This is a genomic window from Clostridium grantii DSM 8605 (genome assembly GCF_900129965.1).
Taxonomy (GTDB): domain Bacteria; phylum Bacillota; class Clostridia; order Clostridiales; family Clostridiaceae; genus Clostridium_AF; species Clostridium_AF grantii.
The window spans coordinates 298790-323574 of sequence record NZ_FQXM01000003.1; the positions used below are offsets into that span (position 1 = coordinate 298790).

General features: G+C 27.1%; 25 protein-coding genes. 3 read left to right on the top strand and 22 right to left on the bottom strand.

Annotated elements, in window-relative coordinates:
• Positions 1-13: 13 nt before the first annotated feature.
• From queG to BUB83_RS03400, 11 genes are all read right to left on the bottom strand, one after another.
• Positions 14-1006 carry a tRNA epoxyqueuosine(34) reductase QueG gene (gene queG, locus BUB83_RS03350; RefSeq protein WP_073337024.1) on the bottom strand — a complete coding sequence of 331 codons (993 nt, stop codon included), beginning with the start codon at positions 1004-1006 and terminating at the stop codon, positions 14-16.
• 202 nt (positions 1007-1208) lie between these two features.
• On the bottom strand, positions 1209-1931 hold the full coding sequence (gene sleB / locus BUB83_RS03355) for a spore cortex-lytic enzyme (protein WP_073337026.1): 723 nt from the start codon (positions 1929-1931) through the stop codon (positions 1209-1211).
• Between the two features lie 202 nt (positions 1932-2133).
• Entirely contained in the window at positions 2134-3396 is a 1263-nt protein-coding gene (locus BUB83_RS03360) for a magnesium transporter MgtE N-terminal domain-containing protein (RefSeq protein WP_073337028.1), read from the bottom strand.
• Positions 3397-3811: 415 nt separating this feature from the next.
• Positions 3812-4450 (bottom strand): hypothetical protein, encoded by a 639-nt coding sequence (locus tag BUB83_RS03365; protein ID WP_073337029.1) that lies wholly within the window; start codon positions 4448-4450, stop codon positions 3812-3814.
• Between the two features lie 49 nt (positions 4451-4499).
• Positions 4500-5405: a YegS/Rv2252/BmrU family lipid kinase gene (locus tag BUB83_RS03370; RefSeq protein WP_073337030.1), complete on the bottom strand. Its 906-nt coding sequence runs from the start codon at positions 5403-5405 to the stop codon at positions 4500-4502.
• A gap of 146 nt (positions 5406-5551) precedes the next feature.
• Positions 5552-5983, bottom strand: coding sequence for a CBS domain-containing protein (locus BUB83_RS03375; protein WP_073337031.1), 432 nt, complete (start codon positions 5981-5983; stop codon positions 5552-5554).
• Between the two features lie 56 nt (positions 5984-6039).
• Positions 6040-6369, bottom strand: a complete 330-nt coding sequence (locus BUB83_RS03380; protein WP_073337032.1) for a hypothetical protein — start codon at positions 6367-6369, stop codon at positions 6040-6042.
• 51 nt (positions 6370-6420) lie between these two features.
• Positions 6421-7482 (bottom strand): calcium/proton exchanger, encoded by a 1062-nt coding sequence (cax, locus tag BUB83_RS03385; protein ID WP_073337033.1) that lies wholly within the window; start codon positions 7480-7482, stop codon positions 6421-6423.
• Positions 7483-7606: 124 nt separating this feature from the next.
• Complete coding sequence (gene sdaAA / locus BUB83_RS03390) at positions 7607-8482, bottom strand: L-serine ammonia-lyase, iron-sulfur-dependent, subunit alpha (protein WP_073337034.1); 876 nt, start codon at positions 8480-8482, stop codon at positions 7607-7609.
• Complete coding sequence (sdaAB, locus tag BUB83_RS03395; RefSeq protein ID WP_073337035.1) at positions 8482-9162, bottom strand: L-serine ammonia-lyase, iron-sulfur-dependent subunit beta; 681 nt, start codon at positions 9160-9162, stop codon at positions 8482-8484. Before sdaAB ends, sdaAA begins: the two co-directional genes overlap by 1 nt.
• A 30-nt stretch (positions 9163-9192) precedes the next feature.
• The gene (locus tag BUB83_RS03400) at positions 9193-10848 is read right to left on the bottom strand and encodes a nucleoside kinase (protein WP_073337036.1); all 1656 of its coding nucleotides are present in this window, start codon (positions 10846-10848) and stop codon (positions 9193-9195) included.
• Positions 10849-11019: 171 nt separating this feature from the next.
• On the opposite strand from BUB83_RS03400, the gene BUB83_RS03405 reads away from it, so the two are divergent.
• Positions 11020-11712 (top strand): DUF421 domain-containing protein, encoded by a 693-nt coding sequence (locus BUB83_RS03405; protein WP_073337037.1) that lies wholly within the window; start codon positions 11020-11022, stop codon positions 11710-11712.
• The gene (locus tag BUB83_RS03410) at positions 11709-12089 is read left to right on the top strand and encodes a DUF4363 family protein (protein ID WP_073337038.1); all 381 of its coding nucleotides are present in this window, start codon (positions 11709-11711) and stop codon (positions 12087-12089) included. Before BUB83_RS03405 ends, BUB83_RS03410 begins: the two co-directional genes overlap by 4 nt.
• A gap of 60 nt (positions 12090-12149) precedes the next feature.
• Here BUB83_RS03410 and BUB83_RS03415 read toward each other — a convergent pair whose 3' ends face one another.
• On the bottom strand, positions 12150-13187 hold the full coding sequence (locus BUB83_RS03415; protein WP_073337039.1) for a nucleoid-associated protein: 1038 nt from the start codon (positions 13185-13187) through the stop codon (positions 12150-12152).
• A gap of 85 nt (positions 13188-13272) precedes the next feature.
• Entirely contained in the window at positions 13273-13770 is a 498-nt protein-coding gene (locus BUB83_RS03420) for a hypothetical protein (RefSeq protein WP_073337040.1), read from the bottom strand.
• A gap of 187 nt (positions 13771-13957) precedes the next feature.
• Between BUB83_RS03420 and BUB83_RS03425 the strand changes: the two genes are divergently transcribed.
• A complete protein-coding gene (locus BUB83_RS03425) occupies positions 13958-14506 on the top strand; it encodes a class IV adenylate cyclase (RefSeq protein WP_073337041.1) in 549 nt (182 codons plus the stop codon).
• Positions 14507-14525: 19 nt separating this feature from the next.
• Here the strand turns inward: BUB83_RS03425 and rfbG are convergent, their stop codons facing one another.
• The 9 genes from rfbG to BUB83_RS03470 form a co-directional block, all read right to left on the bottom strand.
• Entirely contained in the window at positions 14526-15602 is a 1077-nt protein-coding gene (gene rfbG / locus BUB83_RS03430; protein ID WP_073337042.1) for a CDP-glucose 4,6-dehydratase, read from the bottom strand.
• 19 nt (positions 15603-15621) lie between these two features.
• Positions 15622-16563 carry an NAD-dependent epimerase/dehydratase family protein gene (locus BUB83_RS03435; RefSeq protein ID WP_073337043.1) on the bottom strand — a complete coding sequence of 314 codons (942 nt, stop codon included), beginning with the start codon at positions 16561-16563 and terminating at the stop codon, positions 15622-15624.
• Between the two features lie 13 nt (positions 16564-16576).
• Positions 16577-18835 carry a hypothetical protein gene (locus BUB83_RS03440; RefSeq protein ID WP_073337044.1) on the bottom strand — a complete coding sequence of 753 codons (2259 nt, stop codon included), beginning with the start codon at positions 18833-18835 and terminating at the stop codon, positions 16577-16579.
• A 46-nt stretch (positions 18836-18881) separates the two neighbouring features.
• Positions 18882-19625 carry a sugar phosphate nucleotidyltransferase gene (locus BUB83_RS03445; RefSeq protein ID WP_073337045.1) on the bottom strand — a complete coding sequence of 248 codons (744 nt, stop codon included), beginning with the start codon at positions 19623-19625 and terminating at the stop codon, positions 18882-18884.
• Between the two features lie 145 nt (positions 19626-19770).
• Positions 19771-21078: a M18 family aminopeptidase gene (locus BUB83_RS03450; protein WP_073337046.1), complete on the bottom strand. Its 1308-nt coding sequence runs from the start codon at positions 21076-21078 to the stop codon at positions 19771-19773.
• Positions 21079-21097: 19 nt separating this feature from the next.
• Complete coding sequence (locus BUB83_RS03455; protein WP_073337047.1) at positions 21098-22459, bottom strand: MATE family efflux transporter; 1362 nt, start codon at positions 22457-22459, stop codon at positions 21098-21100.
• A 23-nt stretch (positions 22460-22482) separates the two neighbouring features.
• Positions 22483-22914: a hypothetical protein gene (locus tag BUB83_RS03460; protein ID WP_073337048.1), complete on the bottom strand. Its 432-nt coding sequence runs from the start codon at positions 22912-22914 to the stop codon at positions 22483-22485.
• A 104-nt stretch (positions 22915-23018) separates the two neighbouring features.
• Positions 23019-23714, bottom strand: a complete 696-nt coding sequence (locus BUB83_RS03465) for a lysoplasmalogenase family protein (RefSeq protein WP_073337049.1) — start codon at positions 23712-23714, stop codon at positions 23019-23021.
• Between the two features lie 17 nt (positions 23715-23731).
• The gene (locus BUB83_RS03470; RefSeq protein WP_073337050.1) at positions 23732-24652 is read right to left on the bottom strand and encodes a DMT family transporter; all 921 of its coding nucleotides are present in this window, start codon (positions 24650-24652) and stop codon (positions 23732-23734) included.
• Positions 24653-24785 lie beyond the last annotated feature (133 nt).

A 24785-nucleotide genomic window follows, 5' to 3' on the forward strand; every position in this document is an offset into this window, starting at 1 on the left:
TCTTTCTAGTATATTATAAATTGGTTTCTTTTAAAAGTCTATTGTAATAATCCATCAAATAAGGTGAATCTGATTTATAATTCTCTTTATTTATATATCCTTGTTTATATAAATTAATAAGAACATTCCTTTTAATTATATTTTTGCCTCTCCATCCGCAAGAGGATTTTTTGTATTTTTCTTTAAAAGAGCTTTCAGTTAAGTTTAATAAATCATCTTTATCTAATTTCTCCATAAATTCCAAAGGCTTAAATTCTATCAAATTAGAGAAAGTAACATTTTTGTTATAAGGACAAATCTCTTGACATGTATCACACCCAAAAATTCTTTTATCCAATTTGCTAAACCATTTATTTTCTATCTGTTTTTTTTGAGTTATATAAGATAAGCATTTATTAAAATCTTCACTAATCAAAGCTTTACTTGGGCATGCATTTAAACATAAAAAACATTCTTCACATTTATTTTTTAACGGATTATCCCATTCCATTTTTAAATCAGTTATTATTTCACCTAAAAACACATAAGACCCATATTTTTCAGTTATAAACATCTTATTCTTGCCAATAAAACCTATTCCCCCTAAGTAAGCAATATATCTTTCTGGAAGAGCATTACTGTCCACAAGAATTTCAGTTTTTCCACCAAATCTTTCGTTAATAAAAAAAGCTATTTTTTCTAAATATTTTTTTACCACTTTATGATAATCTTGTCCTAATGTATATCTAGAAAAATAAATAGATTTGTCTTTTATAGCATCATTATCTGTATCTATGGGGAATTTATAAGGGAAGGCTATAGAAATTATAGTTTTACCATCTTTCATGATTTGAAATGGATTTATTTTTAAAAGTGTATCCTTTTCTTCAAATTCATTAATCAAATTATTATTTTTTCTTTGTTCAAAATAACTATTCAATTCACTAAACTCTCTGCACTCTGAAAACCCTACCAAATCCAATCCTAATGATTCACAAAAATTACGAATTTCAACATTAAATTTCAATTATTAACCCCCACATTCATTTGTTTAATCAATATCTTATCTTTACTTAAAATTTTTACCTCAATTTATAAAAACAAAAAACCTTGTTTCTTGACTTTTAGAAACAAAGTATACCTATAATTTTATTTAATAAATATAAATCACAGTAAAATACTGTGATTTATATTTATTATATTATTATAAACTTCAATTGTCAACTTTATTAATTACAAAATCTATGTTTTCCAATAACTTTGATCAATGGTCTTGACCAAATCCAAGCACTGGTTGCCGTATCTGGATTAAAATAGTATACCGCCCCGCCGGATGGATCCCATCCATTTAAAGCATCTTCTGCAGCATTGATAGAACTTTGAACTACTTTTGCATTAATCTGCCCATCAGCTATTGCGGTAAAAGCTCCTGGTTGATAAATTACTCCTGCAATGGTAGATGGAAACCTTGAATCTCCTACTCTATTTAAAACTACTGCACCCACCGCTACTTGCCCCTCATAAGGTTCGCCTCTAGCTTCACCATTTATTAATCTAGCTAATAATTCCGCATTCTGATTTGATGTAGATGACTTATTTTCACCTCCTGATGAAGATGCAGTTGAATTACTTGTTTCTGTACTAATACCCATAGCTGCTAAAGTTTGATTTCCTGCAATTCCATCTGAAGTAAGTCCATTTTTGCTTTGAAAATACTTCACAGCAGTATAAGTTTTATATCCATAAATTCCATCTATTCCATCAAAATAATACCCCCAATTTTTTAATTTAGTTTGAATTTGTTTTACCTCATCACCTCTAGAACCATATTTATATACAACTGTTTCTAAAGCCCTTTGGTAAGGAATCATTAAAAGTTCAGTTCCACTATAGCAAAATATTAATGCTAAAACTAAAATGATTTTCCTTTTCTTATCAATACTTTTAATCATAAAAAAACCTCCAAATTACTCTTAAGTTTCTTATTTATTTTTCCAAGGTTTCATAAAAGTATTTTATGCAAATAAACAAAAATTACTCATAAAAAAACAAAAGCATATATAATTATAAAGTTCCCACCAACAAAGTTTCAATTGGATACAATAACTTTAAAATACACATGCTTTTGTGATAAATAAAATAACTATCAATATATTAAATAGCTTTTTTTAAAATCTTTTTACCTTTTTCAAAATAAAATTCATCTATTATGTCATTAATTATAACTATTCCTTGCAACTTTTTATCATCATTAACTACTGGTATTGCAGTAAGATCGTATTTAATACATTTTTTCAATGCATTGTCAATTTTCTCATGGTCTACAGCGGTGATAACATCTTTATCCATTACTTCTTTTATCCATTTTTCTGGATCTGATAGCAACAACTCTCTTATAGAAATAACCCCTTGAATTTTTTCTTCCTCATCTATTATATAAATATAGTGTAGTGCTTTTTCTTCTGGCCTTGATTCTCTAAGTATTTCTACTACTTCTCCAATTTTTATATTTAAACTGAATGAAATATGATCCGTATTCATTATACTTCCTACAGTTTCATCTTCATACTTCATAAGTCCACGTACAATTTCTTCATCCTCTGATTCTAAGCTTAACAATATTTTTTCTTGAGTATTTTTATCTACCTCTTCCATTAAATCTGCTATTTCATCATTAGACATGTTTACAACAACGTCCTTAATCTTAGAATCGCTTAAAGATTCAATAATTCTTGCTTGAAATTCTGGTTCAATTTCTTCTAATGTATCTGCAGCAGTAGTTTCATCTAAGCTTTCAAAAATTTTATTTCTATATTTCAAATCTACACCTTCAATTATATCCGCAATATCTGCTGGATGTAATTTTGATATTTTTTTATAAGGAATAGAAATTTTCAAATTATCTCCGTAAACCTCAAGAGATTCAACATCATCCCACATGACAACTGTATCTGTGATTTTTTTTCTTATAATTCTATAAAAAGTCTCAAGAAAAATATTTAATTTATATCTTCTACTTAATGCTAGAATACCAGTTTCTACTGCGATTGCACGAAGTTCTCCATTAAAATCTGCTAATCTAAGATCATTAACTCTTACAACTTTTTTACCATTCACATCTACTATTTGTTTGTCCAATAAATTTCTAGACAAAAGAAAAGAAAACCTTCTTGGTATAATATCCTTAGCCCCTCTTATTCTAACAGTTAACTTACCTTTATCCTCAAAAAATTCTGCGTGTCTAAATTCATAATTAAAAATTTCACCATCTTTTTTCACTTGATATCCGATGGCTTTAGGGTATCCACTTCTATCAGTTGCATATATATCCCACACTCTACCAATGCAATCTCCATACTCATCATATATATCTCTATGAAGCAGTTTACTTAAATAAAAACTATTAATTTTATTCATAGATATTCCTCCTTATACAAAGGAATTCCCTTTAATTGAATGGTTTATTCAAAATATTAAACAATATATTCAATAAACTATTCAATTAAAGTCTTCCTTTGAAACTATTTAATTTTATTTCCTTACTACTCGGACTATTAGGTCCAGCGTCCATTTATTTCACCTCTCATTTTTTTTAATAACCATTAATTTTACAAACAAAAATCCTAAATAGGCAACCGTATGAATTAAGCACTATTTAGGAACCATTAGAAACTACTCTTTATTTAATTATAAAATCTCCCCAATAAAATTACAATACTTTTTATTACTATGTTTAAATAAATATCATTCTCTAATAGTTATATTATGCTAAATACAATCTTTGGGGACACTATTCATATAACTATCCCCTTAAGCAAAAAAGTAGCTTACGCTACCTTTTGAATTTGTTTAATATATAATTAAGAGATAAAATCCAACATAAATCAGTTAAAATTAATTGGGGAAATATCTTTATGTTAACTATAAAAAGACCTATTTCAATCAAAGAGACCAATTCTGTTCCTATTAAAATATTAAAGCTGATTTTATCTTTAAATTTTTCATATTTAACAATACTGTATACCATTATTATAGAAATAATTATAAAGTAAACATAATTTATAATTTTATAATTATTTAAATAAGTGATGTAACCGTAAAGTTTATCTATTCCTATAATTGCTTTAAATTTAAAAACCAATAGAATATAAGCTAATAGAAATAGCAAAAGCAAAAACAAAGCGTAAGTAAACTTCTTTTTATCATTTCTTTGTAGAATATAAATAATAACTATAGCTGATGTAATAACACAAAAATAATTAGTGAAAATCAAAGGAATTACTAAATATAAATATTTTATTCCGTTTACAAGAAACATTATATTTAGAATGCAATATCTCATAAAAAACAAAGTAAATACTATGTTGCAATAAATTTTGATTTTATGGGGAGCTCTTTTGTTGCATATTTTAATTCCTTCGTAAATCATGATTGAAATAAAAATAATTAAAGTTAAATATATGTTGGCCAACTCTCTCTTCCTTTAAAATTGCTTTACTAATACTTACTCTTATTTTTTGCTAAATATGCTTGTTTACTTCCACATTTTTAACTCCAAGTAAATTCAATCCTTTTTTATCGCATTCAATTATCAAAGGAAAATCTGGTCCCTTTTCTCCGTCAATATCTGTAACAATATTTTCGTGGCAATCAATATATAATTTATCAGTTTTGAAATAGACAACTCCTTTATCGTATTCAAGATGCTCTTTTTTAATCATTTTAATAAAAAAAGGAATTATATCTTTTATAACATCCGCTTTAATTATAATAACATCTAACATACCATCACTTATATTAGATTTATATGCTAAATCTAAATTTCCTGCTGTAGCTCCATTAAAAACAAGCATTAAATACATATGTCCTTCAAAGCTTTCTTCTGCTGATTCTACCTTAACTTTTAATTTTCTAAAGTTAGGTATTTGCTCAATTCCTTTTACATAATAAGCTAATTTTCCTATGGCATTTTTTAAATTATCATCTGTTTTTTGAGATATATCAGTAAATAACCCCGCACTAGCAACATTAATAAAATATTTATCATTAACTTTACCAATATCTACTTGTTGCACTTCCGAATTAAGAATTTGCTCAATAGCTTTTTCTATATCATGAGGCATTCCAATAAATTTACCAAAATCATTTGCTGTTCCTGTTGGTAAAATACCTAAAGGAAGAGTTATCCCCATGTTTTTCACTATATTTACAACACTATCTACTGTTCCATCTCCACCTGCAACTAGTATGTACTCATAACTATCATCTATATCATCAAAAGCTTTTTCTAATAAAGAATTTCTGGAAATCCTAAATGGTACTATTTCAAAATTATATTTTTGATGCACTCTTATAACTGTATCTAATTGCGATAAAATTGTATTTTCTCCTGAATAAGGATTGTATATAAATTTTACTTTTTTCATAAATAGTCCCCCATTTTTTTAGTATAATCTATAATCTATAATTTATATTTTACTACATATTTTACTACTTTTATACTTTAAAAAAAATCCCACTTGAAAGATTTAGTGAGATTTAATAAAGAGTTTAGTATTTTATTGTTTTAATTTTAATGAACTTTTGGGCTACATGGTTCTGATATATCACTTAATGTACTTCCTACTTCATTTGTTAAATTAGCTTCAACTGCCAAATCTCCTAAGGAAATCATTCCAATTAAATTATTATTTTCTGCAATAGGTAACCTTCTAATTTGTCTTTCACTCATAATTCTCGTTGCATCATTTGTATCCATATCTGGATTTCCAAGAACAGGATTACTGCTCATAATATCCTTAACTAATTTTTCATTGCATTTTAATCCATTTGCAGTGGACCTTACTATAATATCTCTATCAGTAATAATTCCTACTATTTCATTTCCTCGACAAACTGGAATTGAGCCTACATCATATTCTTTCATTAATTTTGCTGCTTTTTCAATAGTATCATCAGGTGCTATTGAAACTACGGATTTAGTCATTATTTCTTTAACTAACATAAAAACACCTCCGTATTTATTTTATCCATATTTAAATATTTTATTTATAGCTTATTTTAATCCTTAAAAAAAAGCTGCTGTTCAATTTCTGTAACTATAAATCCTGACTCTATTTTCTCTTTTAATATATCAGATTTGGTTTTGCAATAATCACTGTAACAATAACCAGTTTTATCAATAGTTTCTATAACTTCATCAATAATATTTCCAAGTTTTTCAGCTCTTTTTAAAGCATCTTTTACTTCACTTTTTTTTGCCAATGCTATGCCATTTAAATCTCCTGCTGATCCTATCAAAAGCCTATAAGCATTCACTAGTTGATTTAAATAAGTAACAAGATTATTCATATCTCCATAATAGGTTTGAACTACAAGTCTATTACCCACTTTATCACCTCAAAAATACTCTTCTGTTAATTATATTAGTTTATATTGATTTCATGCCAAATAATAATAGGCCATGGTTAATATAATATAAACAGATAATAAAATTGCTCCCTCAAGCCAATAGGTTTTACCATCTTGAAAAACATAATAAGAAATTGCAAGGGCTATTAAACTCATAATTATTTGAAAATTATTAAAAACCAAACTCATATTTGTTCCTGTAAAAAAAGCAAATATTATTAATAAAGGGGTTACAAATAAAGCAATTTGAATAGATGATCCAATTGCAATTTCAATACTCAAATTAATTTTATTTTGATAAGCGCACATAATAGCCGAAAAATTTTCTCCTACATTACCTAAAATAGGAATTAATATAATACCAATAAATTCTTCTGACAAATTATATACTTGAATTAATTGCTTTATATTGTAGGTTAATTTTTCACTGATAAAAAAAAGTATTAATGAACATACTATAATGTTAAAGATAATTATATTTCTTTTTTTTAATTCTTTTTTTCCTAAAAGTTTTGTCGCAATTTCTTCATTATTTTCACTAACTCCAAATAAGTTTCTATGGGTATACAATGAAAAAATCAAACCCATAACATATATTACTATTAGCACTACAGATATTTTTAAACTTAAAGCGCATAAATTTTGATAATCAAGTGAACTGTAGTTATTCATATAAGCCATGACTATAAAAGCCACAATAGCTAAAAATAACATATTAAAATTTGTTCTGGCAATTAATTTGTTAAAGCTTTGCTCTTTAAATTTAATTCCTCCGCCGAAAATAGCTATGCCTAAAACTAAAAGCAGATTGCAAATAATAGACCCTATCATTGATGATTTTACTAAATCCAACATACCAAATTTTATTGCCCATATTCCCATCATTAGTTCTGGCATATTACCAGTGGTAGAAGCTAACAATCCACTAAGTTTTTCACCTATATATTCAGCAATTTCTGAAGTTCCTCTGCCTAGAACTGCAGCAATAGGTATAATAAAAATTGAAAATACTATAACGCTTATTAAATAATTGTTACAGCTAAAAAACAAGACTACTAGTATAGATATAATATATAATAAGTATTTTTTCATAACATCCTCATTTACACTATTTGTTCTCTAATAGTCTATGCCTATTTTATTAATAAGTTACCAAAGATATAGACATACCTAAGTAACCTTAATCTATTCGGCTATAATTAATGCCATAAATATTTTATTTATAAATCATAGCATTAAGAGCTTTTCCTGTTTTTGTAGTTGCAAGTCCTCCCATAGCTGTTTCTCTAAGCTCACAAGGCATGCTTTTACCCACTCTATACATTGCTTCAACACAATCATCAAAGGGTATTTTACTTTTAACTCCACTCATAGCTAAATCTGCAGTTGTTAAAGCACTTACAGTACCAGCTACATTTCTCTTTGCACAAGGAATTTCAACTAGACCAGCTATAGGGTCACATACTAACCCCAAAATATTTTTTATAACTATAGCCCCTGCATTAAGTGCCATTTCTACAGTTCCGCCCATCATTTCTACAACTGCTGCTGAAGCCATTGCAGCAGCAGAACCACATTCTGCTTGACAACCACCCTCTGCACCAGATAAAGTAGCATTTTGAGCAATTATTATTCCTACTCCTGAAGCAGTAATTAATGCCTCTACCATTTCATCTTCACTTTTGTTTAATTTTTCACCAGCACTTATTATCGTTGCTGGAAGAATTCCACAGGACCCCGCTGTTGGTGCTGCAACAATCTTACCCATAGCTGCATTAACTTCGGAACAAGATATAGCTCTTGCCATAGCTTTTCCCATGAAATCACCGCATAAAGTATTTCCTTTATCTACATAATTATTTATTCTTAAAGAATCTCCACCTATCAATCCACTTATAGATTTAGTTTCATTATGTAATCCAAATTCAGCGGAATCTTTCATAACTAAAAGATTTTTTCTCATTCTCTCAAATATTTCATCACGTGAATGTCCTGTTTCATCAATTTCGCATAATATTGCATACTCAGCAATGGTTATTTTTTTTTCATTACAAATGTCTATCAATTCACTACCACTATTTACAAAAGCCATTATTCTCCCTCTCCCACTGGATTTATATATTTTACACTTAATATATCCTTAGTGTTTTGAATATTCTCTATTAATTGTTGTGAAACATTAGAATCTGTTTCAATTATCATAGTAGCTTTTGATCCCCTACCCGCTCTAAATACTTTTAGAAAAGCTATATTAATATGGTCATTATATAACAAAGCAGTAACTTTAGAAATTACTCCTGGATTATCTATATGATTAATAATTATAGTTGGATAATCTCCTGTTATATCAACATTTAATCCATCTACTGAGATGATTTTAATATTTCCTCCGCCAACAGAAGATCCTATTACTTCAAAAATTTTTCCATCTTTTTTTAAAATATTAAATTTCACAGTATTGGGATGAACATCTCCTAAATCCTCTTCTATAAAATTATAAATTAAACCTTTTTTGTTAGCTAAATTAAATGATTCTTTTAAATCATCATCCCAAGGCTCCATTCCAAGAATCCCTGCCACTAAAGCTTTATCTGTACCATGACCTTTATAGGTTTTCCCAAAAGATCCATGTAAATAAAAATCTACTTTCTCAATGCCTTCACCTGCAATAATACTAGCTATTTTTCCAAGTCTTGCAGCACCTGCAGTATGTGAACTAGAGGGTCCTATCATAATAGGACCCACTATATCAAACAAACTATAACTTTTCAATTTTTCACCATCCTAAAATAATCATATTGATTAATATTTATAAAAAACACTTCCTCCAGTAAATTCTTTTAAAATCGAATTTCCCGGAACTAATTCAGCATCAACTGTTTTAAAGAAGTTAAGAAAACTTATCAATCTTTTTGCTTCATAATATACGGTACTTTCTTCATTAATTTTTTTTAATTCTGGCAAAGCATATTTCTTTAAAACACATAACTCATAAACTAAAGTAGAATTAAACATAACATCTGCTTCTTCTTGGAAAGGAAATATATTCTTTTCTTCCCCTTTTTTTATAGAATGCCACATTTTCAAAGTATCTTCAGCTTTATAGCCTCTAGACAAATAATCTCTAACTATTCTTCTAATTATTCTAACATCTGTGGTTGCTATTCTATTGTGATTGTCTAAATTTAATTGAGTTAATGCACTTATATAAATCTTAAATTTATTTTCTTTATTTATAGATGAAGTAAGAATTTCATTTAATCCATGAATGCCTTCAATTAATAGCACTCCATTTTCTGGTATATATATTTCTTTATCTCCCCACACTCTTTCTCCTGTCAAGAAATCGTACCTTGGTAATTTAACTTTTTTTCCTTCTAACAACTCAGTTAAATTAGCATTAAATAATTCTAAATCTAATGCATAAATAGACTCAAAATCATAATCCCCATTTTCATCTTTTGGAGTACGATCTCTATTCACAAAATAATCATCAAGAGAAATTTGAATAGGTATCAATCCATTAACTCTTAATTGAATCCCTAATCTTTTAGTAAAAGTTGTTTTACCAGAAGAAGATGGTCCTGCTATTAAAACTATTTTAATTTTTTCATCCGCAAAAATCAAATCAGCTATATTAGCGATTTTTTTTTCCTGAAAAGCCTCTGATATCATTACCATTTCATTTATTTCACCACTTACTACAATATCATTTAAAGACCCTACATTTGCCACATTAAGAATATTTCCCCAAACTTCTGTTTCACGGAAGATTTTAGCTAATTTCTTTTGTTCCTTAAATTTTGGTATTATACTAGGTTCATGAATAGTTGGATATCTAAGAATAAACCCTGGCTTATAATACATAATTTCAAACTTACCAATTATACCAGTTGAATAAGCCATCTGTCCATAAAAATAATCATATCTTCCACATAAATAATATAGCTTGAGAAATTTATTTTTAGAATATTTTAAAAGAGTTAATTTATCTTCCATGCCATAATTTCTAAATATCTCTATTGCCTCTTCTTTTGTTACATTCACTTTTTTTATTCTATGATTCCCATTTATTATCTCTCTCATTCTTTTTTCAATTTTTATCAAATCATTTTCTGTTAAATCTTCCTCTTTATATATTTCTCCATAAAGTCCTCCACCTAGTGAATGTTCTATAGAAATTCTTGCTTTTGGGAAAAGGTCTAAGGTAGCATTTATAAAAATAAATTGTACCGTTCTGATATAAGCTGTCATACCAATAGAATTCCTTATATCTATAAATTCTAATTTTCCATCTTCAAATATTAGTTTATACAATTCAACTATTTTGCCATTAAATTTTGCCATAGTTATTGGAACGTCTTTATTATGATTTTCTTTTATAATCTCACTTATTTCAATTCCTTTATCCACTAATATTTCTTTTTTATTTTCTAATGTTATCTTGATTTTTTCCATTGGTTTCCTCCGAGCTTATTTAGTTCATATTTTTGTAATATGAACTAATATTTTTATTCACCTCCTATTATACGATATAGAAAAAAAATTGTGTACTATACTTATATTTTTTTGTTTTTTGAAAAAACTATACTAAATAAGAGCAAATACTATAAAAGAGGTTGTGTTTTTATGTTTACTGTATTGTTTAGAACAATTATATTGTATTTTGTTGTTGTTTTCACAATGAGATTAATGGGTAAAAGACAGATAGGTCAATTACAGCCCTTTGAATTGGTTATAGCTATAATGATATCAGATTTAGCTTCCGTGCCTATGCAGGATCTAAAAGTCCCTATACTCTATGGTATTATACCTATATTAACTTTGCTATTTCTTCAAACAATTATAACAATTCTTCAACTAAAAAGTGAATCTTTCAGAAAAATTGTTAGTGGTTCTCCTAGTTTGATTATTAGACACGGTAAATTAGATATTTGTGAGTTAAAAAAACAAAAATTAACCTTTGATGATTTGATGGAGGAACTTAGATTAAAGGGAATTTATAATATTAATGATATTGAATTTGCTATATTTGAAACTAGTGGTCAGTTATCTATAATTCCAAAAACTGAATTAATTCCTGTAACTAGACGAGATTTAAATATTCATATTGCTCAGGATTTCCTGCCCATAACTTTGATTTTAGATGGCAAAATAAATAAATCAAATTTAGAAATTATACATAAAGATGATGAATGGTTAAAAAACCAGCTTAAAGAAAATAAAATTATGGATATAAATAATGTTTTTATTGGAGTATTAGATACTAAAAATAGATTCTTTTTTCAATTAAAACAAAATAAAAAGGGTGATGTTGTATGAAGAATACTTTAGTTTCAATAACTATTTTTATTATACTTGTATTTTTATGTTTTACTTCTAGGTATCTATTAAACAAAAAATTTAATTCCTATTTGGAATCTTTTAGAATTCTTGAAAACTCTATACAAATTAATAATTGGGAAACTTCCCGAGAAATATGTAATAATATTTTATCAGATTTCCAAGAAAACTCAGTCTTTGTTTCTTTTATTGTTACTAATGAATTGGTTGAAACTATTATGAATTCCTTAGAAAATACTTTATTCTATTTGAAACAAGAAAATAAAGAGGCCGCTTTATTTTCTTGTAACGAAAGCAAACTGTACATAGAAATAGCCCTTTATATTCAAAAAATAACTGTTAAAAATATATTTTAAAAAAATATCAAATTCACCAACTAAAAATACCACCAAAAGTGGTATTTTTATTGTTTTTATTTATTTTTCCATGTAATTGCTAATATGTTTGATTACCATGTTTATAGTTCCATCACCATTTCTTTTTACTTCAAAACGTGATATATCATTATAAGCTTCTTCATTTATATAAATATCAATGTCTTTATCAATTTTTAATCGAACTCTTTTTAATTTTTTTTCAATCCATTGTTTATCTATTCCAATATTTTCTGTAACTCCTTGTTCTTTTACATAATCCACAAAACTTTTTTGTGCTTCTTCGTTTTCTTCAAACAAACTTTGAGACACTTCTTTTATATCCAAAGTATCTGATTCTTTTATATGTTCTTTTAATTTTCTTCTAATTTTCTCTTGTTCATCAGCATTTTCATCAAAACTTGCTCTAGTCCATTTTTCTGCTGCATTTATAAAGCTTTTAGTTAAATCTCTTTCATTGTCAACAATAGTGCATCCCAAGAAATTCCCGATAAAGTAATTTGAACCGTATTCTTGATTCTTATCTTTTTTATTAACCTTGTCTATAACCATTAAATCAAATTTATTTTCTTCCTTCATAACCTTAATAAAAGCACATTTTTGTAATCTTTGACCTGATGCTGGTAATCCTGTAAATTGAGTAACTATATTAATTCCAATTTTATCATCCACAAAATCCACAGTATGCATATAATTCTTTATATAATCCATTTTTAATATACATAACATAGGTCCAAATTCTGTAACTATAGAAACCACCATTAAATCACAAGAAGGTATATTCCCTTTTGACCTCATTATAATAAACATTTGTCTTGCTAGTTCTTTAGAAACTTCCATAATATCATTAACACCATTTAAATATTCTTGCGAAAGATCTTTTACAATATTTCTTTCTTTGTTAAATTGTGCATATCTTAATTCTTCATCCCTTAAACATTTGTTAATATGCTTATCTAAATAATTGTATAATTCCTCATTTATATCTAATTTAAATTCATTTAATATAGGTTCATCTGAGTTATTATCTAAAATATGCAATACCGCTTCGTTTATACTTATCTCTGTTATATATTCCATTTACCATTATCTCCTTATTTAAATCTTCAATTTACATGATTTTTGTGAAAAAACAAATCCAATTACAAGTAATTGGATTTTTAAACTACATAAATTTTTTAACTGCTCTAGGATTTAATTTAAAACATAAATCTAAAAATTTATCATTAGGTGCAAATCTTATCATTTTTCTTTCAGCTCCATTTGTTAACATAGCCACAAAAATCTTTCCATCATATCCACTTGGCAGAAAAGTTACTACATCTTTAGGCTTATTAGCAAAATCTTTTACAATTGTACTGTTTTCCTCAGCCAAAAGTTCTACATCTTTTATGCTAAAAGTAATTATTCTTTTTCTTTTTTTCATTTCTAATATTCTATCTATATCTATTTCTCCATTAGTAAAATCATATTCATACTCAACATATAAATTCTTTTTATAAAAAAAACTTCCAGCTGCTGCAATGACAAGTATCAATCCTATTATAGGATTTACAGAAATAAATAAAAACCCTAGTATTCCTAATATGTACACACCAAAATTCGCTAAATTATAAACCCCAGTTTTTTTCCCTACTATTAATTGTTCGTAAAATTGATCCATTTTATACTCCTCCTGTTGCAAAATATTTCATTTACCAATAAGATATATATAAAACTATTAAAAATAGTTTTATATCTTCAATAAATATTATAACACAGATAAATATATAATTGAAATTAATAAAACATTAATGTAACAAATCACAAAAATTAGTTTATTTACTATTTTATAAAAGGAGATTACTACAATGAAAGAAATGGAAACAAGAATCATAAATATCGATGTAGATTTTATTAGAACTAAAATGAAGGAATTAAATGCTCAGAAAGTCAAATGTGAAAATCAAATAAATAATATTTTCGACTTTCCTGATAAAAGATTACTTTCTGACAAAGGATATGCTCGAATTAGAATTGTTGAGGATTTAATAAATAATAAAACCCAATATTATATGACTACAAAAAAAATGATTAGTCAAGAAAAATATAAAATTATGGAAGAAAATGAAACTCTTATAGCTAATGCTGATGAAGGCCAGAAAATATTTGAATCTTTAGGTCTTATATGTATTGAGTCAATAAAAAAATATAGAGAAAGCTATAAATATAAAAATAGCTTAGTTGAGATAGATATTAATGATAAAAACTTTTGCCCTTTTCCTTATATAGAAATAGAAACTTCACAGGAAGATGAATTATTAGAAATTGTAGAGTATTTAGGATACTCTATTGAAGATACCACTTCCAAGACCATATATGAGCTAATAGAGAATTTTGTAAATGTCGACACTGTTTAAGTCGACATTTACAAACACCTTAATTCTTTTCACAATATTCTTCAATTTGTTTGATACACATATCATAAACATCAACATTTTCATAATTTTTATACCATTCAATTATTTTTTCAATAGTTTTATCGATACCCCATCTAGGATACCATTGTAAATAGTATTTAGCTTTATTTATATCTAAACTTAACAATTTTGCTTCATGAAAATTATTTTTAATATTCTCTATTGAATAACTTCCGCTTCCCCATCCATTTACAACCTTTTCTACTATTTCTAAAACATTTATCATATTTCTATACTCTGGTCCAAAATTCCATGCATCTGCATACTGAATACCATCACTTGCTAACTTTGCTCCCACCAATAAATATCCACTTAAAGGTTCTAAAACATGTTGCCATGGTCTTATAGAATAAGGACTTCTTATAGTTATTTTTTTCCCCTTTTGAAGAGCTTTTATGCAATCTGGAATCAATCTATCTTCTGACCAATCTCCTCCACCGATAACATTACCTGCTCTTACAGAGGCAATAACTTTTCCATGTTTATCGAATTTTTCCGGATTAAAGAATGAGTTTTGATAAGAGGAAACTATAAGTTCTGCACAACTTTTACTAGAACTATAGGGGTCATATCCTCCCATTCTATCATTCTCACGGTATCCCCAAACCCATTCGTTATTTTTATAACATTTATCACTAGTTATAATTATTCCAATTTTTGTTTCTTCACATTCTCTAATACACTCCAAAATATTAACTGTTCCTAATATATTAACATCATAGGTATATTTAGGATTAGCATAAGAATACCTTACCAATGGTTGTGCCGCTAAATGAAACACAATTTCTGGTTTGTATATTTCAAATACTTTTTTCAACTTATCTACATTCCTAATATCTCCTCTAATATCAACTATTTTATCCTTTATATTAGCTTTTACAAAATTATCTTCATTTCTTTTTGGATCTAATGAATATCCTATTACATTTGCACCTAAACTTAATAGCCAAATAGTTAGCCATGATCCTTTGAATCCTGTATGCCCTGTTACCAATACATTTTTATTTTTATAACTTTTCAGTAAATCAAAATCCATTTTATCACCTCATAATATACTATGGATAATATTTTAAATTTGACTCAAACCATTTTATAGTTTTTTCTAAACCATCCTCAAAATTAATTCTTTCCTTCCAATGTAGATAATCTTTTATCTTTTCCACATTAGCACAAGGACCCCACATATCTCCTGTTCTTTGAGAATAATAATTATATCTTGGACTGGCTTTTGTATTGATTTTTTCAAATATCTTTTCTACATAGTATTTAAGTTTTCTTGCATTACCTGTTCCAATATTGAAAATTTCATTTCTTAAATCGCTTTTTGTAGCTAGAATAATTGCATCAATTAAGTTTTCCACATATAAATACTCTCTTAATTGTTCACAAGATGTTAGCATTACATCTTTATTTTTTAAAGCTTCTGTAATTATATATGAGAATATTTTATGCTTTTCTTCTCTTTCACCAAACAATCCAAAAGGTCTTAAAGTTATTATATCCAAGTTATTTTCTCTAGCGATTTGATGCATTACTATTGTAGATGCCGCTTTTGTACTTCCATATATATTTAATGGTTCAAGACATCCATTTTCCTCAAATTTAGATTTACCATACTCTGAACTACTACCAATATTAATTATTTTCTTGCATCCTATTTTAGTAAGAGGATTTATAACATTTACTCCTCCTAGAAAATTTATATTGATAGCTTTATAATAATCTTTATCTTTTGAATCCACTCCATAAGCTGCTAAATGAAATAAATAATCTGGTTTACAATTTAATTCTATCTTTTCAATCTGTTCTTTATCATTTATATCACAATAATATACCTTTAGATTATTGAGTAAATCTTTTATTTTCCATAAATCAGTACTTTTTCTAATAATGATAGCTACATCTGCTTCTTCCACTATTAATCTTGTTAAAAGATGTGATCCTATAAAACCTGCCGCACCTGTCACAAGAACTTTTTCATTTTTTAAACATCCCATATTTAAACTCCTTTTACTTCTTTCCATAACTCAATCTATATAAATTTTGTGGTGATATTTTAGGGAAAACTAATTCATTAGTATTAATTTCTTTTCTTCTTAATGCCACAATAGTTTGGATTAAATCCTCAAGGTAAGGATTATATACATTTTTTATAAGCTCTCTATCAAAAGCAACAGGGTGGAGTCTCCACAAATCAAATTCATTATTATCAAAAATATCTAAACTACCAAAGTGATATAATATTAATTTACTTTTATCTACATACACATCATTATTTGTTTTTTCTATTTTAAAATTATTATAGAAAGCCGTATTCCAAGGTGCAGCATCAATACCTAAATCTTTTACTACTTTTATTGCATTAAATTCATATGGCCATCTTTCTAAATATTTTTGGTCGCCCCACCTATTATTATTTTTATCAATTTCATCGAAACACCAATCTAAACATTTATCTTTCCACCAATTTAAGCAAGGTATTCCGTACCCATCTCTTCTAAACCCTAATAAGCCTGCTTGATAACATCCATGATTACTTTCTAACTCATAAGACCCTCTTTGAGTACACATAAGTATAGAATAATCCTTCCATTCATCAAAAATTTTATCTGGCTTATCAAAGAAATAAAGGTCAGCATCTAAATACATAACAGATTGTATTCCAAAGTGGTCCATTACATATTTAATAACTGGAGATTTAAGTGTCCAACAATATTCTTTCATATTTCTATCTTTTTTAACATTGATCAACAATGGAGTTTCTCTTTCTACTTCATAAACAGGTATCAAAGTTATATTTTTTGAAGACACCTTTTTCAAAACCTTATAAGAAATATCATCAGTGCAGCAAATAAATAATCTAAAATTCTCAATTCTTCTATGCAAAGATTTATATAAAGTAAGAACTTTTACAACATAATCTTTAGAGGCAATTGAGCAAAAAGTATAAAATTTATCGTGCTCATTCATTATTTTTCTTATATCATTGTAAACATAATAATTTTTCACCTTTTCTTTACTAGTTTTTGAAAAAATATAATTGTCAACTCCATTAATATTTTCCCTTAAAATATCAATAGATTCTCTTATTTCATCCACATATCTAGCATAAAAATATTTTTTAAATATAGAGTTCATTTCTAAATTGCTTATATTCCAAATATCATACTCATCTTTGTTGAAAATTGTAAATAAAGCAAAGTGAAAGGCCACTAATTTATCTTTTTCTATATAAATACCTTTATCTGTAGGTTGTACTTTATAATCATTATTATAAATAATATTCCAAGGTGCTGCATTTACCCCTAAATTTTTAGAAATTTTAACTCCCTTAAATAATTTAGGCACTTTGTCTAAATATTTTTGATCTGCCCAGCGTTCTTCGGCTTCTTCTACTTTATAAAAACACCATTCTATACATTTTCTTTTCCACCAGGTTAAAGCTTGCCTTCCATTTTCATTATTTTTAAATCCTATCATGCCCGCTTGATATGATCCATAATCTTTTTCTATTCTAGGAAGGTCTCTTTGAGGACATAAAAAGATGGAATCATCTCCCCATTCATCAAAAATGACTATTGGATCTGAAAAAAAGAACAAATCCGAATCACAGTATAAAATCGAATCCACCTTATACTCGTCCATTATATACTCAATCAAAGATCCCTTTAATGTCCAACAATATTCACTATCCGTTCTTCCATTTCTAACATTTCTTAATTCTTCTGTTTCAAAATCTTGCAATCTAAAAGCTATCAAATTTCTTAAATCCATTCTTCTAAAAGCTTTATATACTTCATCGTCCATACAACAAATCCAAACTTTAGCATTTTTATTACTGCTAATTACAGATCTATAAAAAGTTAAAACTTTGATCAAATATTCCTTACCTGCAAGAGTACAAAATTTGCAAACCCTATTTTTCTTCTCTAATGAAGACGTAAATTCTTTTTTTTCATTATATTTGTTATTTTCGTATCGTCTTGTAGTATAAAAATCATTTTTATACTTTGGATTAATCCTGTTATTTTCGGGGGTATTGTAAAGACCTTTTCCCTCTGTTTTTATAGAATAATAACCCCTACTTTCATCTAAGTCACTATCTATTTCTTCTCTTTCTTCAATGTTTTCATAAAATTTTTCTAAAAAAACGTTCCTTTCATTTTCATCTAAATCACTTAGTAAAAATATCAACTTAAGAAAATTACTCAAATTTCCACTTTCAGCTGCTTTAATTAAAGTTTCAATAAAAAAAATCATTTCATTCACTTGATTTTTTCTCCTTTCTCAATATTTTGTAACTGATTTACCACCGCTAATTTTTCCATTGTTCATTTACGTCTTTCAAATCCTTTTGTGTGTCAATAGCCTTCCAATATCCATTATGAACATAAACAGATAATTGTTGTTCTTTTACTAAATTCCTTAATGGTTCTTCTTCAAAAATACAAGTATCATCACTTAGATAATGAAATATTTTCTTATTTAAAACAAAAAAACCTCCGTTAATCAAACCATCTAAAGTTGATTTTTCTCCAAAAGATTTTGCCATTCCATTTTCTATCTGTAAAATTCCAAACTGACTTTTTCTATCAACTGCTGTTAAAGTTGCTATAGTATTTTTTTTCATATGAAAATCTAATACCTTAGCTATATTTACATCTGATAACCCATCAGCATAAGTCATCATAAAAGTATCACCTTCAATATAAGGTTCAATTTTTTTAATCCTTCCACCAGTCATTGTATTTATTCCAGTATCTATAAAAGTAATTTTAAATTTACTAATGTCAATTTCATCCAAGTACTCTATTTCGTTTTTATCGAAACTTTTAGTTAAATTTGAGTTTTTCCATTTATAATCCATAAAATATTCTTTAATTTTTTCGCCACCATATCCTAATGGCAAAATAAATTCATTAAATCCGTATTCACTGTATATCTTCATAACATGCCATATTAAAGGTTTTCCATTAACTATTGCCATAGGTTTTGGTAAATCCTCATATCCTGACCTCATTCTAAGCCCTTTTCCTCCACATAAAATAACTACTTTCAAAATTATCACACCCATTTTTTTATAGTATAGTTTATAGATTTTTAATACCTACTGTTATAATATGTATTTTGTTGTAAGGTCGTACCTTATTAATCAATAAAAAAGGTATGTCATCAATAGATGACATACCTTTTTTATTTTTGAATTATAAACTATAAAATTCTTTCAATAAATTATACATATAATAATGATCTTTAACTCCAACCATTTCTCTTATAGAGTGCATGGCTAACATTGGTATTCCTATATCAACTGCATTTAAGTTTAAATGTGTTGAGCTTATTGGTCCAATTGTTGAGCCCCCTCTTTCATCTGATCTATTCACAAATTTTTGCATAGGAATTTCAGCTTTCTCACAAATCTGTATTAATATTGATGATGAATAACTATCTGAAGTATATTTTTGATTTGCGCTTACTTTTAAAGCTGGTCCTTTGTTTATAATAGGCCTACTGGTTGGATCACTTTTATCCACATTATTAGGATGAACCGCATGAGCTCCATCCGCTGATATCATAAAAGAATTTGCTAAAGCTCTAAAAAATTCTGCTCTATTTCCACCTAATGAATATACAATTCTTTCAAGAGTATTTGATAATAAATTTGAGTCTGCACCTTGCTTTGTAGCACTTCCTATTTCTTCATTATCAAAAAGTGCTAATACATTAACACCTTCATTAACTCCCGATTCTAGTAAAGCTTTCAAACCTGCATGAACTGCCTCCAAATCATCTAGTCTTGATGAAGAAATAAATTCATTTTGCAATCCTATTATACTTCCTTTTTCATATTCATATAAGAATATATCAAAATCTAAAATTTCTTTATAATCTACCTTTAATTCGTGTGCTATAAGTCTTAAAAGAACATTTTCTTTTTCTAGTTCTTCATTCACCATTGTTAATAAAGGCAAAGTATCGTTTTGAGGATTAATTTCTATTCCTTTATTAACTTCTCTATTCATATGAATAGCTAAATTAGGTATTACCATAAGAGGTCTTTTTATATTTATAAAACTTATCTTTGGCTCCATAATATTTTCACCTTTTAAGATAACTCTTCCTGCTAAAGATAATGTTCTATCAAACCAAGTGTTAAGAATAGGCCCACCATATACTTCTGTGTTTAATTTCAAATAGCTATTTTCCTTAATGATTTCTGCATTTGGCTTTATTCTAAAACAAGGAGTATCTGTATGCGCACCTACTATTTTAAATCCTTTTTTTCTGATTTTGCCATTTCCTATTTCAAAAGCGATCATAGCTGAATTATTTTTTATAGTAAAGTATTTAGAATTTTCTTTTATTACCCATTGTTCTTCCTCTTTTAATTCTTTAAAACCATTAGCCTCTAATAGTTTTTTTGCCTCACTTACTGCATGAAAAGCAGTAGGACTTTCTTCTATAAAATTTATGAGGTCTTTTGCTAACTCTATTTCTTTATTTGTTTCCATTATTGTATCTCCCTTCAATTTAACTATGATTAACTAAATTTTTTACCCATTTCTTTGATAAAACCCTTGGAATACCAACTGCTAATTTTATTACTTCCTCTATATTTGCAAGAAAAACAATTATATATATAGGTAAATGCCAATATGTAGTTCCAAGCCATACCAATGGCACTCCAATAAGCCATACTGAGCCCATTTCTATTACCATTGCATATTTTGTATCTCCACCACTTCGCAATATTCCTACAATTATAATCATATTGCAAGTTTTTACAATTAAAAACAATGAAATGATTTTTAATATTAATATAGTATTATTTGCCACCCCATCACTTACGTTGAAAAATGACACTATCACTGGTGCTGATACAAACAAAACAAAAGTTAATATAACTGAGAAAACAATTCCAACTTGGAAAAATTTCTTAGAATATTTAATGGCTTTTTCGTAATTATTAGCTCCAATTTCATTTCCTAACATAACTGCACAGGAATTACCTAAACCAATAGATAAGATAAAAAATAATCCCACTATAGTATCCCCAATTTGTATAGATGCTATAGCCTCAGTACTCATTCTTGCATAAAAAACTGCATAAGTAGTCATTCCTAAAGACCAAAAAAACTCATTTAATATTACTGGAAGTGCTGTTTTAAATATTTTCACCACAAAATTTCTAGAAAAATCCATAAGTTCTGATAACTTTGCAGCAATAGCTATGTTACTATTGTACACTATAAATAGAATTAATATAAATTCTATTATTCTAGCGATTAATGTAGCATAAGCTGCACCTTTAACCCCCAATGGCATAGCTCCAAACTTTCCAAATATAAGCATATAGTTGAATAAAGTATTTATTCCAAGTGATATAGCACTTACAGCCATAGGTATTTTCCCTTGTCCAATTGTTCTAGCCGAAAAACCATAAGCAAAACTAACAGCTGTGAAAACATAACTTATTCCTACTATTGAAATATACTGAGCACCTAGCTCAATAACTTTTACATCCTTTGAAAAAATCTTTAAAATCCCTTTTGGGAAAATTATTATTGCCAAAGTAAAAACAAAAGCAATTAAAATACCCGAAACCAAACTAACCCCTAAAACTCTTCTTACATTCTTAATATCATTTTTTCCCCAGTATTGAGCTGTAAATATAGATGCTCCACTGTATACTCCAAATAAAATTACTATAAATAGAAAGAAAATCTTGTTTCCTAAACCAACTGCTGCAATGCTTTCATCCCCTAGTTTACCAATCATAACAGTATCCACCATATTCAATGATGAAGAAATAAAATTTTGAATAACTATCGGTACTGCTATTAATAGTAATTTCCCATAAAAATTCTCATGTTTTTCGCCTTTGAATTTCATTTTTCCCTCCAGGTGTCTTTAAACTATTTGTTTTCATTATTAACTTTAACATCTTTTTTTCTAATTAAATATTTGTATCCTTTTATAGTTAAATATTTTCCCATTCGAATAGCTAAATACACTGCAAAAATATAAATAAAACCCCATACCCCTGCCACAACATCTTCAAATTCCATAACTCCGCCACCAGTTATCTTTTGAGCAATTTCTATTGCAAAAACTAAAACCAGTAATACTGTTGCTGTGTAAATAAAGGATATTACTTCTACACTTAATTTAACTATTTTTTTAAAAGCTGCGTTTACAATTAAATATAATACCATTCCAATAATTCCTATAATAATGAAATGTAGCTCTTTATCATTAAAACTAAACCCTAATTGTTTAAAAATTCTTATCAAAATATCATGGATTTCATTTAATATACTGCTCATTAATTTAAGCATCTCTATCATATTTAAAACCCCCTTATAGTTATCTATTTTATCATAAAGATTAGTTCTTTGTATCATTAAATATAACTACTGAAATTTATAAATTATTTTATTATAAAATCATACTAATATTTTCTTCCACTCATAGATAGTATTATTTGTGAAGGAAGATAAAATAACCAAATCAAATCAAAGGAATAATTTTTTATATTATTTGATATTTCACTAAACAATCCAAAATTTGATAAATTACTTACTCCAACGTTTATGTCACATAATAAAAACAAAAACATACCATAAAAAACCAATTTTCTATTTATATAATTTTCTTTATAATAAGCTGGTGCTAAATATGCAATAATTGTTCCACCAATTATTAAAATTGAATATATACTTGTGATAATCAACATATTTTCGTTCTTGAAAAATCCCAAGAAATTTAAAATAGATATACTAATTATTACTACTAATAAAGACTTTAATATATAATCACCTTTACTTTTATTTTTTGTACCATTATGCCTGTAAATATATATAATTTGTATAATAGAGAATATACATACTCCATAGAAAAAATAATTAGTGAATAAAAGTAAATAATCTGTAATAATTGTAAGAAATTTTGCTACTCTCAATAAAAGAATATCTTTTTTACTTATATATTCTTTATAATTAAAAGTCATAAAAAAACATAATATTATACTTATAAATTTAAAGTTATTTGTATTAAAAATATTCCAAAAATCACCTAATAAAAATATTATATAGATTACCATTAATATTCCAACATATATTTTTTGTTTAACATTTAAAAAACACACTTACTCTCGCCTCTTTTTTAACTTTTTTTATAGTTAATTGCCATTATACCTAATGAAACAAGAATCAAAGCAATAAAAGTATTTATTGTAAAAACTTCTCCTTCTAAAAACATAATAGACAAAATAGATCCTGAAACTGGTATAACAAATTTATATATACTTATCTCTCCCGCTTTATTGTATTTTAAAAGGGAGTACCATAAAGAAAAAGCAGTAGCTGATAAAATAGCAGCATAAATTAATAAAATCCATCCTTTTAAAGTAAAAGTTATAGCCTCTGGCGACAATTGAGGAAGTCCAAATATTAAAAGTATAGTTGCCCCTAATAGCATTTGCCAAGCTGTTATTACAAAAGGATTAATTGTTTTTGATAACTCTTTAGCCATTATTGTTCCTACAGATCCTAATGTAGTAGAAATAATGATAAATCCTTCTCCATAAAAATTAAAGTCCACATTAAAACCATTTCCTAAATTTATAATTACTATACCTATAAAGCCCAATATTAATCCTATAGATTTTTCTTTATTGATTCTATCATCTTTGTAATAAAAATGTGCAATTATAACAACTATAAAAGATCCCACTGATGTTAATATAGAAGATTTAGAACCCGTTGTATTAGAAACTCCAGTATAAAAGAAAAAATATTGAAAAGTAGTTTGAATAAGTCCTAAAATTAAAAGTTTAATAATATCACTTTTACTTATTTTTATAGATTTCTTTAATACAAATATTAAAAATAAAAAAATCATTATTGCAGCAATAAAAAATCTCATTCCTGCTAAAACTATTTTTCCAATCATATCTGCACTATTCATACTCAATTCGATATAACTTACTTTTAAAGTAGGAAAAGCGCTTCCCCATAAAATCGAACAAAAAATTGCTAAAATTATTACATTTGATTTTTTAGTTAAAAACTTTTTACTATCCATTTAAAATCCTCATTTTCTATGCTATTTTACTTCTTTCAAAATTATACCACATAAATATATTATTAACACCATAAGGTTAGAAGGCGAAGTAAGTATTTGTAGGGGCGGGTTTCCATGCCCGCCTGCTGTTTCC

What these genes read in the sequence shown, in the direction of transcription:
- BUB83_RS03420 (WP_073337040.1), bottom strand. Translation starts at nt 13,770, where the DNA reads ATGGATCAATTTTACGAACAATTAATAGTAGGGAAAAAAACTGGGGTT.
- BUB83_RS03410 (WP_073337038.1), top strand. Translation starts at nt 11,709, where the DNA reads ATGAAGAATACTTTAGTTTCAATAACTATTTTTATTATACTTGTATTT.
- BUB83_RS03470 (WP_073337050.1), bottom strand. Translation starts at nt 24,652, where the DNA reads ATGGATAGTAAAAAGTTTTTAACTAAAAAATCAAATGTAATAATTTTA.
- BUB83_RS03460 (WP_073337048.1), bottom strand. Translation starts at nt 22,914, where the DNA reads ATGATAGAGATGCTTAAATTAATGAGCAGTATATTAAATGAAATCCAT.
- BUB83_RS03360 (WP_073337028.1), bottom strand. Translation starts at nt 3,396, where the DNA reads ATGAATAAAATTAATAGTTTTTATTTAAGTAAACTGCTTCATAGAGAT.
- BUB83_RS03370 (WP_073337030.1), bottom strand. Translation starts at nt 5,405, where the DNA reads ATGAAAAAAGTAAAATTTATATACAATCCTTATTCAGGAGAAAATACA.
- BUB83_RS03425 (WP_073337041.1), top strand. Translation starts at nt 13,958, where the DNA reads ATGAAAGAAATGGAAACAAGAATCATAAATATCGATGTAGATTTTATT.
- sdaAA (WP_073337034.1), bottom strand. Translation starts at nt 8,482, where the DNA reads ATGGCTTTTGTAAATAGTGGTAGTGAATTGATAGACATTTGTAATGAA.
- BUB83_RS03400 (WP_073337036.1), bottom strand. Translation starts at nt 10,848, where the DNA reads ATGGAAAAAATCAAGATAACATTAGAAAATAAAAAAGAAATATTAGTG.
- BUB83_RS03450 (WP_073337046.1), bottom strand. Translation starts at nt 21,078, where the DNA reads ATGGAAACAAATAAAGAAATAGAGTTAGCAAAAGACCTCATAAATTTT.
- BUB83_RS03405 (WP_073337037.1), top strand. Translation starts at nt 11,020, where the DNA reads ATGTTTACTGTATTGTTTAGAACAATTATATTGTATTTTGTTGTTGTT.
- BUB83_RS03375 (WP_073337031.1), bottom strand. Translation starts at nt 5,983, where the DNA reads ATGTTAGTTAAAGAAATAATGACTAAATCCGTAGTTTCAATAGCACCT.
- cax (WP_073337033.1), bottom strand. Translation starts at nt 7,482, where the DNA reads ATGAAAAAATACTTATTATATATTATATCTATACTAGTAGTCTTGTTT.
- BUB83_RS03415 (WP_073337039.1), bottom strand. Translation starts at nt 13,187, where the DNA reads ATGGAATATATAACAGAGATAAGTATAAACGAAGCGGTATTGCATATT.
- rfbG (WP_073337042.1), bottom strand. Translation starts at nt 15,602, where the DNA reads ATGGATTTTGATTTACTGAAAAGTTATAAAAATAAAAATGTATTGGTA.
- sleB (WP_073337026.1), bottom strand. Translation starts at nt 1,931, where the DNA reads ATGATTAAAAGTATTGATAAGAAAAGGAAAATCATTTTAGTTTTAGCA.
- BUB83_RS03435 (WP_073337043.1), bottom strand. Translation starts at nt 16,563, where the DNA reads ATGGGATGTTTAAAAAATGAAAAAGTTCTTGTGACAGGTGCGGCAGGT.
- BUB83_RS03455 (WP_073337047.1), bottom strand. Translation starts at nt 22,459, where the DNA reads ATGAAATTCAAAGGCGAAAAACATGAGAATTTTTATGGGAAATTACTA.